General features: G+C 62.5%; 10 protein-coding genes and 2 pseudogenes. 5 read left to right on the forward strand and 7 right to left on the reverse strand.

Going from position 1 to position 12,271, the window contains the following annotated elements:
* Nucleotides 1–42 precede the first annotated feature (42 nt).
* The 4 genes from yidC to rpmH form a co-directional block, all read right to left on the reverse strand.
* Nucleotides 43–1,734: a membrane protein insertase YidC gene (gene yidC / locus AC07O3_RS07840; protein ID WP_093054978.1), complete on the reverse strand. Its 1,692-nt coding sequence runs from the start codon at nucleotides 1,732–1,734 to the stop codon at nucleotides 43–45.
* Nucleotides 1,731–2,018 carry a membrane protein insertion efficiency factor YidD gene (yidD, locus tag AC07O3_RS07845; RefSeq protein ID WP_093054976.1) on the reverse strand — a complete coding sequence of 96 codons (288 nt, stop codon included), beginning with the start codon at nucleotides 2,016–2,018 and terminating at the stop codon, nucleotides 1,731–1,733. Before yidD ends, yidC begins: the two co-directional genes overlap by 4 nt.
* Nucleotides 2,015–2,428, reverse strand: coding sequence for a ribonuclease P protein component (locus AC07O3_RS07850; RefSeq protein WP_495338997.1), 414 nt, complete (start codon nucleotides 2,426–2,428; stop codon nucleotides 2,015–2,017). The genes yidD and AC07O3_RS07850 overlap by 4 nt, the downstream gene beginning before the upstream one ends.
* A 101-nt stretch (nucleotides 2,429–2,529) precedes the next feature.
* The gene (rpmH, locus tag AC07O3_RS07855; RefSeq protein ID WP_007834827.1) at nucleotides 2,530–2,664 is read right to left on the reverse strand and encodes a 50S ribosomal protein L34; all 135 of its coding nucleotides are present in this window, start codon (nucleotides 2,662–2,664) and stop codon (nucleotides 2,530–2,532) included.
* A 286-nt stretch (nucleotides 2,665–2,950) separates the two neighbouring features.
* Here rpmH and dnaA point away from each other — a divergent pair, with 286 nt between their 5' ends.
* The 4 genes from dnaA to AC07O3_RS07875 all read left to right on the forward strand — a co-directional run bounded on the left by dnaA (nucleotide 2,951) and on the right by AC07O3_RS07875 (nucleotide 8,913).
* A complete protein-coding gene (gene dnaA, locus AC07O3_RS07860; protein WP_019653666.1) occupies nucleotides 2,951–4,330 on the forward strand; it encodes a chromosomal replication initiator protein DnaA in 1,380 nt (459 codons plus the stop codon).
* An 89-nt stretch (nucleotides 4,331–4,419) separates the two neighbouring features.
* Nucleotides 4,420–5,526: a DNA polymerase III subunit beta gene (dnaN, locus tag AC07O3_RS07865; RefSeq protein WP_093054972.1), complete on the forward strand. Its 1,107-nt coding sequence runs from the start codon at nucleotides 4,420–4,422 to the stop codon at nucleotides 5,524–5,526.
* A gap of 134 nt (nucleotides 5,527–5,660) precedes the next feature.
* Nucleotides 5,661–8,267: a DNA topoisomerase (ATP-hydrolyzing) subunit B gene (gyrB, locus tag AC07O3_RS07870; protein WP_093054970.1), complete on the forward strand. Its 2,607-nt coding sequence runs from the start codon at nucleotides 5,661–5,663 to the stop codon at nucleotides 8,265–8,267.
* Nucleotides 8,268–8,445: 178 nt separating this feature from the next.
* Nucleotides 8,446–8,913 (forward strand): hypothetical protein, encoded by a 468-nt coding sequence (locus AC07O3_RS07875; protein WP_495338998.1) that lies wholly within the window; start codon nucleotides 8,446–8,448, stop codon nucleotides 8,911–8,913.
* Nucleotides 8,914–8,960: 47 nt separating this feature from the next.
* Here AC07O3_RS07875 and AC07O3_RS07880 read toward each other — a convergent pair.
* Nucleotides 8,961–9,218: pseudogene (locus AC07O3_RS07880) on the reverse strand (helix-turn-helix domain-containing protein); the annotation flags it as partial.
* Nucleotides 9,219–9,341: 123 nt separating this feature from the next.
* Here AC07O3_RS07880 and AC07O3_RS07885 point away from each other — a divergent pair.
* Nucleotides 9,342–9,704 (forward strand): helix-turn-helix domain-containing protein, encoded by a 363-nt coding sequence (locus AC07O3_RS07885; protein WP_495338999.1) that lies wholly within the window; start codon nucleotides 9,342–9,344, stop codon nucleotides 9,702–9,704.
* Nucleotides 9,705–9,825: 121 nt separating this feature from the next.
* Here AC07O3_RS07885 and AC07O3_RS07890 read toward each other — a convergent pair whose 3' ends face one another.
* Both AC07O3_RS07890 and AC07O3_RS07895 read right to left on the reverse strand, forming a co-directional pair.
* Nucleotides 9,826–10,224: a hypothetical protein gene (locus AC07O3_RS07890; RefSeq protein ID WP_495339000.1), complete on the reverse strand. Its 399-nt coding sequence runs from the start codon at nucleotides 10,222–10,224 to the stop codon at nucleotides 9,826–9,828.
* A gap of 7 nt (nucleotides 10,225–10,231) precedes the next feature.
* Nucleotides 10,232–12,271, reverse strand: a pseudogene (locus tag AC07O3_RS07895) (hypothetical protein); the annotation flags it as partial.

The raw sequence follows: 12,271 nt of genomic DNA on the forward strand, positions 1-12,271 counted from the left end.
CGCTGACGCGGCCCTTCGTGGGATGGCTGGGGTGGTGTGCGGCTACTTGGTGCCGAGCACGCCCAGTCGCTTGTTGATGAACCACTGCTGCGCGATCGAGAGCACGTTGTTCGTGATCCAGTACAGCACCAGGCCGGCCGGGAAGAAGATGAACATCACGCTGAACGCGAGCGGCATGATCCACATCAGCTTGGCCTGCATCGGATCGGGCGGCGTCGGGTTGAGCCAGGTCTGGAACAGCGAGGTTGCCGTCATCACGACCGGCAGGATGTACCAGGGGTCCGGTGCCGACAGGTCGGTGATCCAGCCGATCCACGGTGCGTGGCGCATTTCGACCGACGACAGCAGCACCCAGTAGAGCGCGATGAACACCGGGATCTGGATCACGATGGGGAAGCAGCCGCCCATCGGATTGACCTTTTCGGTCTTGTAGATCCGCATCATTTCCTGCTGCATTTCCTGCGGCTTGTCCTTCAGCCGCTCGCGCATTTCCATGATCTTCGGATTGATGGCCTTCATCTTGGCCATGCTGGCGTAGGCCTTGGCGTTGAGCCAGTAGAAGGCCGCCTTCAGCAGCACCACCAGCGCGACGATCGACCAGCCCCAGTTGCCCAGGATGCCGTGCAGCTGGTTCAGCAGCCAGTACAGCGGCTTGGAGATGATCGCGAAGATGCCGTAGTCCTTCACCAGGTCCAGGCCGGGGGCGATGGCCTCGAGCTTCTTTTCTTCCTCGGGGCCGGCGAACAGCGCGCTGTTCACGACCTGCGTGGCGCCCGGGGCGATCTTCGGCAGCGTGGCCACCATGGCAACGGTGAAGAGGTTGTCGCCCAGGTCCTTCACGCGGAACTCGCGGCGCAGCTGCTCGCTGGCCGGGTCGCCCTTGAGCAGCCAAGCCGACACGAAGTAATGCTGCACCATCGCGATCCAGCCATCGTTGGCCGGCGGAGGCGGCTCGATCTTGCCCTTGGCGATGTCCTTGAAGTCGAGCTTGTGGAACTTCTTCTCGTTGGTGTACGCGGCCGGACCGGTAAAGGTGTTGGTGCCGAACATCGTGCTGGCGGCCACCGTGCCGTGGCGCAGCAGCTGCATGTAGAGCTGCGCGTCGCGCGGCTGGTCGCTCACGTTGACGACTTCGTGGCGCACGCCGATGGTGTAGTCACCGCGGTGGAACACGTAGGTCTTGATGTACTTCAGGCCGCCGACGGGGGCGCTTTCGAAGCCCACTTCCAGCGTGTTCTGGCCATCGGCCATTTCGCGCGGACCGGCCTTCGGCGTCATCGGCGTCAGGTGGTTGGGGAAGCGCTCACCGGTGTCGACCTGGTTCAGCAGGCCGGTCTGCGCGACGTAGCGCGTGGCGGACGAGCCGTTTTCGAACAGCACCACATGCTTGGTGCGGTCGGCTTCGTCGTACTTCAGCAGCTCGAGGTGGTTGACCGTGGCGCCTTCGCTGTCGATCGTTGCCTTGAACAGGTCGGTGGTCACGTTGACCTGCTCGCGCGGCGCGGCCGCGGCGGCTTGCGTGGGCACGGCGCCCGCGTTGCCGCTGGTGCCGGATGCGGTCGGCACGCCGTTGCTGGCTGCAGGTGCGTTGGCTGGGGCGGCGGCCGTGGCGGCCGGCTTGGTCGACGGCAGGAAGGTCGGCTTGTTGCCGTTGAAGACCTGCCATTGGTCCCACAGCAGCACCAGCGAGAACCCAAAAATCACCCACAGTATCGTGCGGCGGATATCGTTCATGACGAAGACTTCTTGTCGGAGGAGAGAAGAGACGAAAACAGCGATCCTGACTTGTCAGTGCGACGCTGAGATTTCGGTGGAACCGGATCGTGGCCGCCCTGGCACCAGGGCTGGCAGCGCGCGATACGGTGCAGAGTCAGGTAGCTGCCCTTGAGCGCGCCGTGCACCTCGAGCGCCTCGATCGAATACACGGAGCAGGTCGGCGTGAAGCGGCACGACTGGCCGAGCCAGGGGCTCAGCAGCAGACGGTAGGCCTTCACGAGGCCGATCAGCAGGCGTTTCATGGCGAAGAAGAAGGTGCCGCAGGCGCCGCGGGAGTGCGCGCAGCCCGCGCCAGCAGTTGCTGGAGCTCGGCGCGCACGGCGGCCTTGAGCTTGTCCGAGGTGGCGCTCACGAATTCCTTGCGGTCGAAACCGGCGCGCAGGCGCACCACGTGCGCAGCACGCGGCAAGGCGACGCCGGGAGCGGCACTCACGGCGTAGATCTGACGCTTGATGGCATTGCGCGTGACAGCACGACGCGCCCAGCGCTTGGGCACCATGGCACCCAGCCAGACGTCGTCGGACGCGAACAACGGCTGTGCGCTCAATGCGAGATCGAGCGCACAGCGATGCAATGCGAAATGAGCAGTGCGCGCCACGGTGGCACCTGCGAGGACGGCCTGGAATTGCGCGCGGGTCTTGAGCCGCTGCATGGAAGCCGGGCTGTGCACGTCATTGCCGGTTGGACCGGAAGCGCTGGCTGCGGGAGCCTGCGCTGACGTGTCGGCTGCTGGCAACGGCAGGTGGTCTGCCGTCAGACGGCCAGGCGCTTGCGGCCCTTGGCGCGGCGTGCGTTGATGACGGCACGGCCGCCGCGGGTCTTCATGCGGACCAGGAAGCCGTGGGTACGGGCGCGGCGGACTTTGGATGCTTGGTATGTGCGTTTCATGATGGTTCCAGATTCCCTGATTTCCGCATGAAAAAACCTGCGGGCGCTGGGGAGCGTGTTTCGGATGGCCCCCGAAAGACGCAATGAGGTTTTCAGGGAAACCCGCAATTATCGCAAACATTGGCCGCCGGAACAATCTTCGAGCAGATTTGCGGGCCTTTCGACATGCCGGCCAGCGTGTGGATAAGGTTTTGACAAGTTAGAATGCCGAGCGCCTTCCAGCAGAGAATATCCACAATACCTATACCAAAAATGCCCGAGGGTCTCATCACTTTTTCAAGCGCCCATGTCGACTGACGGCATCGGCGAAAGCCTGTGGCAGGCCTGCGTCGACCAGCTCGCGCAGGAACTGTCCGAGCAGCAGTTCAACACCTGGATCAAGCCCCTGACAGCGCAGGTCGCCGACGACCTGTCGCGCATGACGGTGTTCGTCGCCAACCGCTTCAAGCTCGACTGGATCCGGGCCCAGTACGCCGGCAAGATCGCCGCCATGGCCGAGAAGATGTACGGCCAGCCGGTTGCCATCGAGTTAGCGCTCGCTCCGCGTGAAGTGCCCGTGCGCTCTGCACCCGTGGCCGTCATGACCGAAACGGACGTGCCCCGCGACGTGGCCGGCCCGGGCGAGGAGCCTGCCGCGGCCGGCTTCAAGAACCGCCTGAATTCCGGCCTCACTTTCGACACCCTGGTCGAGGGCACGGCCAACCGCATGGCGCGCGCCGCGGCGATGCACGTGGCTGGCATGCCTGGCCATCTTTACAACCCGCTTTTCATCTACGGCGGCGTCGGCCTGGGCAAGACCCACCTGATGCACGCTGTGGGTAACCGGCTGCTGGCCGACAAGCCGGATTCCAAAGTTCTCTACATCCATGCCGAGCAATTCGTCTCGGATGTGGTCAAAGCCTATCAGCGCAAGACTTTCGATGAGTTCAAGGAGCGCTACCACTCGCTCGATCTGTTGCTGATCGACGATGTGCAGTTCTTCGCCAACAAGGACCGGACGCAGGAAGAGTTCTTCAACGCGTTCGAGGCCCTGCTCGCCAAGAAGTCGCACATCGTGATGACCAGCGACACCTATCCGAAGGGGCTGGCCGACATCCACGAACGCCTCGTTTCGCGCTTCGATTCGGGCCTCACAGTGGCCATCGAGCCGCCCGAGCTTGAAATGCGCGTGGCCATCCTGATCAACAAGGCACGTGCCGAATCGGCCGAAATGCCGGAAGAAGTGGCCTTCTTCGTCGCCAAGAACGTGCGCTCCAACGTGCGCGAGCTCGAAGGGGCGCTGCGCAAGATCCTGGCGTATTCGCGCTTCAACCAGAAGGAGATCTCGATCGCCCTGGCGCGCGAGGCGCTGCGCGACCTGCTGTCGATCCAGAATCGGCAGATCTCCGTCGAGAATATCCAGAAGACGGTGGCCGATTACTACAAGATCAAGGTCGCCGACATGTACAGCAAGAAACGCCCGGCCAGCATTGCGCGGCCGCGGCAGATCGCGATGTACCTGGCCAAGGAGCTCACGCAGAAAAGCCTGCCGGAAATCGGCGAGCTGTTCGGTGGGCGCGACCACACGACGGTGCTGCACGCGGTGCGCAAGATCTCGGGCGAGCGCCAGCAGCTCACCGAGCTCAACCAGCAGCTCCACGTGCTCGAACAGACGCTCAAGGGCTGACCGCCGAATGTCATCAAGAGTGCCCCTCGCGACAGCGGAGAATGGCGTCTTACAGGCTGATTCAAAGAGATAGAGAAGAGGAAGAAGACATGATCGTTTTGAAGGCAAACCAAGACAAAGTCCTCGCCGCGCTGCAGTCGGTGGCAGGCATCGTCGAGCGGCGTCACACCTTGCCGATCCTGGCGAACGTGCTGATCCGCAAGACCGGAGGCCAGCTGCAGCTGACCACCAGCGACCTCGAGATCCAGATCCGCACCACCGCCGAGCTCGGCGGCGACGAAGGCAACTTCACCACCACCATCGGCGCGCGCAAGCTGATCGACATCCTGCGCACCATGCCGGCCGACCAGACCGTGAGCCTCGAATCGAGCGCGAGCAAGCTGGTGCTCAAGGGCGGCAAGAGCCGCTTCACGCTGCAGTCGCTGCCCGCCGAAGACTTTCCGCTGGTTCAGGAAGCAGCCAATTTCGGCCCCGTGTTCAGCGTGCCGCAAAAGACGCTGAAAGACCTGCTCTCGCAGGTGTCGTTCGCCATGGCCGTGCACGACATCCGCTACTACCTGAACGGCATCCTGTTCGTTGCTGAAGGCAAGCAGCTGAGCCTGGTGGCCACCGACGGCCACCGCCTGGCGTTCTCGTCGGCCACGCTCGACGTCGAAGTGCCGCGCCAGGAAGTCATCCTGCCGCGAAAGACCGTGCTCGAAATGCAGCGCCTGCTGTCCGACGCCGAAGGCGCCATCGAGATGCAGTTCGCGAACAACCAGGCCAAGTTCAGCTTCGGCGGCATGGAGTTCGTCACCAAGTTGGTCGAGGGCAAGTTCCCCGACTACAACCGCGTCATCCCGAAGAACCACAAGAACACTGTCACGCTGGGCCGTGCACCACTGCTGGCCAGCCTGCAGCGCACCGCCATCCTGACCAGCGAGAAGTTCAAGGGCGTGCGCCTGAACATCGAGCCGGGCACGCTGCGAATCGCGTCGAACAACGCCGAGCAGGAAGAAGCCCAGGACGAACTCGACATCGACTACGGCGGCGACGCCATCGAAATCGGCTTCAACGTGACCTACCTGATCGACGCGCTGTCGAACATGGACCAGGACATGGTCAAGCTGGACTTGGCCGATTCCAACAGCTCGGCCTTGTTAACCATCCCCGAGAACGCATCTTTCAAGTACGTCGTGATGCCGATGCGTATCTAGCAGACACACCACGCAGCGCCTTGCGCATACAGCCCGCGGCCCTCCGCGGGTTTGCGCTTTCAAGAGGCTGCGAATTGAGCTTTTGAGAGCCCGAAATATCACGTGAATACCGTGAGAGTTAGAGGAATATCCGAATGAGTGCTGAAGAAAACAAGCCCGACGTGCCCCACACCGAGCCCGTCTACATCCCCGAGATCGACACCGTGGCCCCCGACACCAGCTACGGCGAAGGCTCCATCACGATCCTCGAAGGGCTTGAAGCCGTGCGCAAGCGCCCCGGCATGTACATCGGCGACACCTCCGACGGCACCGGCCTGCACCACCTGGTGTTCGAAGTCGTCGACAACTCCATCGACGAGGCGCTGGCTGGCCATTGCGACGACATCGTCGTGACCATCCACAGCGACAACTCGATCTCCGTTACCGACAACGGCCGCGGCATCCCGACCGGCGTGAAGATGGACGACAAGCACGAGCCCAAGCGCTCGGCTGCGGAAATTGCGCTCACCGAACTGCACGCCGGCGGCAAGTTCAACCAGAACAGCTACAAGGTGTCGGGCGGCCTGCACGGCGTGGGCGTGAGCTGCGTGAACGCGCTGAGCGTGATGCTGCGCCTCGTGGTGCGCCGCGAAGGCAAGATCCACGAACTCGAATTCAGCCGCGGCTTCGTGCAGAACCGCCTGCTCGAGACGGTGAACGGCGTCGAAGTCTCGCCCATGAAGATCATCGGCGACACCGACAAGCGCGGCACCGAGGTGCACTTTCTGCCTGACACCCAGATCTTCAAGGAGAACTCGGACTTCCACTACGAGATCCTCAGCAAGCGCCTGCGCGAACTGAGCTTCCTGAACAACGGCGTGCGCATCCGCCTGAAGGACGAGCGCACCGGCAAGGAAGACGACTTCTCCGGCGCCGGCGGCGTGCGCGGCTTCGTGGAGTTCATCAACAAGGGCAAGACCGTCCTGCATCCGAACTCGTTCTACGCCGAGGGCGAGCGCCCGGCCGACACCTACGGCGGCATCCCCGGCACGCACATCGGCGTCGAGGTGGCGATGCAGTGGAACAGCGGCTACAACGAGCAGGTTCTCTGCTTCACCAACAACATCCCGCAGCGTGACGGCGGCACCCACCTGACAGGCCTGCGCGCCGCGATGACCCGCGTCATCAACAAGTACATCGAAGAAAACGAGTTCGCGAAGAAGGCGAAGGTCGAAGTCACCGGCGACGACATGCGCGAAGGCCTGTGCTGCGTGCTGAGCGTGAAGGTGCCCGAGCCCAAGTTCTCGAGCCAGACCAAGGACAAGCTGGTGTCCAGCGAAGTGCGCGCGCCGGTGGAAGACATCGTCGGCAAGCTGCTGACCGACTACCTGCAGGAACGCCCGAACGACGCCAAGATCATCTGCGGCAAGATCGTCGAGGCCGCCCGTGCCCGCGAAGCCGCCCGCAAGGCCCGCGAAATGACGCGCCGCAAGGGCGTGCTCGACGGCATGGGCCTGCCCGGCAAGCTGGCCGACTGCCAGGAAAAGGATCCCGCGCTGTGCGAGGTCTACCTGGTGGAGGGTGACTCCGCCGGCGGCTCCGCCAAGCAGGGCCGCGACCGGAAGTTCCAGGCCATCCTGCCGCTGCGCGGCAAGATCCTGAACGTCGAGAAGGCTCGCTACGAGAAGCTGCTCACCAGCAACGAAATTCTCACGATGATCACCGCGCTGGGCACCGGCATCGGCCGCGCCGGCGCGACCACGGCGGGCGGCGGCGCGGACGACTTCAACGTCGCCAAGCTGCGCTACCACCGCATCATCATCATGACCGACGCCGACGTCGACGGCGCCCACATCCGCACGCTGCTGCTGACGTTCTTCTATCGCCAGATGCCCGAGCTGGTCGAGCGCGGCCACATCTACATCGCGCAGCCTCCGCTGTACAAGGTGAAGGTCGGCAAGGAAGAGCAGTACCTGAAGGACGGCCCCGCGCTCGACGCCTTCCTGCTCAAGGTGGCGCTGAAAGACGCGAGCCTGCAGACCGGCGGCGCCAACTCCACCACGCTGAGCGGCGACACCCTGGGCGAGCTTGCGCGCAAGCACCAGGTGGCCGAGGCCGTGATCGCGCGCCTGCGCAACTTCATGGACGCCGAGGCACTGCGCGCCATCGCCGACGGCGTGGCGCTCGACCTCGACACCACGCCCGCCGCCGAGGCATCGGCCGTGGCGCTGCAGGCCAAGCTGCGCGAGCTCAACACCACTGGCATTCCGGCCGAGGTGAGCAGCGAGTTCGACGCGCGCACCGACAAGCCGCTGCTGCGCATCAGCCGCCGCCACCACGGCAACATCAAGAGCAGCGTGCTCACGCAAGACTTCGTGCACGGCGCCGACTACGCCGCGCTCGCCGAAGCCGCCAACACCTTCCGCGGCCTGCTGAGCCCCGAAGGCGCGCTGGTGAAGCGCGGCGAAGGCGAACGCGCCAAGGAAGAAAAGGTCGACGACTTCCGCCAGGCCATGAAGTGGCTCATCGGCGAAGCCGAGCGCGCCACCTCGCGTCAGCGCTACAAGGGCCTGGGCGAGATGAACCCCGAGCAGCTGTGGGAAACCACGATGGACCCGACCGTGCGGCGCCTGCTACGCGTGCAGATCGACGATGCGATCGAGGCCGATCGTGTGTTCACGATGCTGATGGGCGACGAGGTGGAGCCGCGTCGCGAGTTCATCGAGCAGAACGCGCTGCGGGCGGCGAATATCGACGTGTAAGCCTGTTGTCGGGTGCCAAAGAAAGTGAAAACTTTGCCAAGAAAGTGAAAAAGCTTTGCCGCAGAAAGTGAAAAATTCCTGCCCCGCTTGATCCTTGTTGGCGGTCCGAGTGTTCGGCCTTAAGAGCTACCGCGCGGGGGCCATGGCGCCCTGGTAGTCGCTGCGCGTGAGAGCTGTGATGCTGCGTCGGATCCGTGCATTTCTGGAGGAATGCCCCGGGTCGAAGGCGAAGTCGATCGCTGCCGGACTGGGATTTGATCGGAAGGACGTCAATCGACTTCTCCATGAAAGCACGGACGATTTCGAACAGGACGTGGACTTCAACTGGTTCGCGGTTCCGAGTGTCTGCGTCATCGAATTTTCTGAAGGTGTGTGGCTGACGGCTCGCGAGTTTGAACAGGCCCTGATTGGTGTTTCGCCCCTGGATTCGAAGCATTCGAAGGTTGTCTTCGTGCTCAAAGACAACTGCAAACCCATGCTTGATTTTCTGGCGAGGTTGCTTGCTCTGTGCAATCAGCTCGTGGAATCAGGCAAGGGCGTTACGCTCAACTTCGAGGGTTCGAAATCCACACTGACCTATCTCTGTTGGATTCCGCCGATCTCTGACCCGAGATTTCCATTGAATACTGACCCACCCGCTTTGTGAGCCTGAAGGCTTCACGGTGTGGATAAGTGCTTGATGTTCTCCTTTGTGTGGATCTGCCGCAGATTGCGCCGCTGTTTCCGCGATTTGGTTGCCTCGACCGCGAGCCAGGTCGAAAGCTTGTCGGCATAGGGATCGAGCTTGCTTGAGCTCGTCCGCTTGGCGTAGCGCGGCTCTTCGTCGCCAGCTCGCAGGTACTTCTTTACGGTGTTGCGAGACAGGCCTGTACGCCTGGCTATCTCGCGGATGGACATCTGCTCGCGCAGGGCCCAGCGTCTGATGACACTCAATGTCGCCACGTCTATCACTCCTAGGATCCCCTGCTTTAAAAATGAGCAGGGTAGGGTTTTACGTGGGTCAGTCTTAGACGGAAATTACTGCGTTTAGTGGGTCAATTTTCGGTGGCAATCAACACTTTGGGTCTCCCCACCGTGGCCATCAGTCAGGACGAGCGCGATTTCTTTGTGGCGCTGGGCGCCCGCATCGCCCAGCTGCGCAAGGGCAGCCAGATCACCCAGGTGCAGCTGGCGCAGACGCTGGGCGTTTCTCAGCCCACCGTGAACGCCTACGAGCTGGGGCAGCGGCGCGTGCCGGTGTCGGCGCTGCCGCTGTTGGCGCGCACGCTGGGGGTGAGTGTGGAAGAGCTGATCGGCGAGCCGCAGACGGCGGCGCGCAAGCGCGGGCCGGCGCCCAAGCTGATGCAGCATGTGGAGCGCATCAGCGCGCTGCCCAAGACGCAGCAGCGCACCGTGATGAACGTGATCGAGGCCATGCTGGCCCAGCAGGGGCGCTGACCACCAACGACGAACGCGCCAACGAAGAAGCCCTCACGAACCTCAGCCAGGACGGCTGGGGCGGTGAGGGCTTTTTGTTTTTAGCAGCTAAGGATTGAGACAGGCGCGTGCACGAGGGCCATCATTTTTTTTCTTGCTGCTCTTGCATCGCCCAACCATCCGGGTCTGGCTTGAAGTCGTCGGTGGTGGCCTGCGGATTTTCTTTGAGCTTCTTACGCATTTCTGCGTGAATACCCGAGGCGTCCCTCAAGTCCCCCCCGAGGTTAAGCAACAACAACTCAGCCTCCTCATCGTGCTCAGGGCCCTCTCGTACCCATGCCTCAACTTGCCGTAACGCATCGCGGCAGCGCTCGTACATGCCAATGGATTCGAGCTTGGAGCGCACGGCTTCAAGCTGCTCATAGATCCACGAGTATTGCGACAAGTAGAACTCGTCGATCCCACGTCGATACAAAGTAATCCCACCGACCATGCCTTGAAGGTCGCGCTCGAATTGGGGTAGTGATGTTCTGGTTTTCATCATGACCTCACTTTAGCCGTCTTGGCGCGTAGAGCTGCGTGCCTTGCGGCGTGGCCGTGTAGACACGTGGCGTGACCCAATTCTGTACACGCTGGAGTTGTGTGCCGGAGGACTGCACCGCCTCCTGCGAGCTCTTGCCCTCTACGGCCGTGCGCAAGATCAGGCTGTTGTTGTTGCGGTTCGGCCCCAAGTCCATCAACAAGTCAATGCGGTTATACAGGCCGCTGCCGCTGGGGTCGTAGCTCCAGCGATTCATGCTCAGCAACTGGCCGGCCCCTTCGGGGACTCCAATCTCTCGGTTGTACCGGATCACTGCGGAACGGGCAGCATCGTCCGCGAATAGTCCAACCTGCAATTGCTCTGGCATGTCCAGTCGATAGCGCAACTTCCCTGTGTTGTAAAGACTTTGCCCCTTCTCCAGACCCGTCGCAAGCGCCTCCTGATAGATCTGCGTGTTCTTCGCCTCCCACTGATCAGGTGTCAGTTTTGCCGTCCCAATGGACGTGATCAACATGGTCTTGGTGTCCAGCTCGATCACGCCAGCATTTCTCAGCTCGACCTTGCGAATAGCATCGCTGTAGCGGTCGATCAGGTCGGCCTTGTCATAGCGCGGCACCCCATCCGAGCCAACACCCGTCGTCGCACCCAGGGCCGTCTCCGAGGGCACCGCTGCGGCAAAGCCCAGCTTCTTCTGCAGCGCGCCCTTGAGGTCGTCAATGGTCTTCTGCTGTGCGCTATCGCTCAAAAGATTGCCGATGAGCTTGATGTCTCTGTACAAGTCTCCGGCACCTGCCAAATCGGCGGCGCCCTGAATCAAGGCTTCGGCACGCCGATTCACGCTGACACCGTTGACAGTCGAAGGCACCGGATCCAGCACTTCGACTGGCCCACCACCACCCGGCCTCGCTACCGCATTGCCACGCATCACTCGGACGGAGCCTCCGGCGAACTGGTCACCCACATCTCCGCCTTCCAACGGATCACCGAAGTCGTAGACCGGCTTCCGGCCGGTCTCGTAGACACGCTGCTGAGCCTTTTCGATGTCGAGCGTTGTACTGCCCGGCGAGGTCGGCGCAACACCACGGAAGTCAGACAGGTTGTAAGGATCGAGGGCCGTTTTCCGCATGGCCGCATCCTGCGAAAAGTCCAGTCCGTTGACCCTCGGAATCCCGTCGCCCATCGCGTAGACCTCTCGCGACGCTGCCCTTTCCTCAGCCTCCCCACGCGTCATCTCGCTGGACTGCCCCATCGCGCTGGCCAAGCTGTCCCCCAACGCATTGCCAAATGCATCGGAAGCGATCTGGGCACTATCTATCTTGCCGCCGCGCACAGCTTGCATCACGAGACTGGAGCCAATACCAGACACCAAGCTCTTGCCAAGATCGAACTGAACACCAGGTTGACCTGGGTAGTAGTCCAATGCGGCACTGAAGCCTTGCCCCACGACAGGACTGAGCGCGCTGACAGCAACCGATCTCCAGTTGAAGCTCGACTGCAGCCCCATGGTCATGCCAATGCCCTGCGTCGCTGCATTGCCAATGGCTCTCTGGATGATCTGATTGCCGAGCGAGCCAGCCCCCCCGGCCGCAACATCCGCACCGGTGAAATTTACCCCGCCTAGCCCCGCACTCACTCCCCCGCCAATTGCGCCCAGCGCCACGCTTTTCCAGCTAAAGCTGTCTTGCGCACCAATGGCGACCCCGACTGCTTGGCTCGCAATGGAACCTACGGCACCGCCGATTGCGCCTGCTGCCACGAGGGTACCTGTGCTGGCAGTCCCGACAGTAGCACCCATCGCTGAAAGCGCCGCTCCTCCGGTATAGACTGCGACGACGATCGCCACCACCGCCACGATCACCTGCCCCACCCCACCGCAGCCCTTCTCATCCTGCGGCCGCGCCAGCATCGTCGGCGTGTCGTTCGCAATCTTGCTCGGGTCGTAAGGCTTGAACGTGTTGACGTTGTTCGCGCTCGTCACCCGCGTGGGGATGGTGAGCACCTGGCCCGCGCGCAGATCCGCATTGCTCATCAGCCCGTTGGCGTCCGC

It is taken from the genome of Variovorax sp. GW821-FHT09D05 (assembly GCF_059416325.1).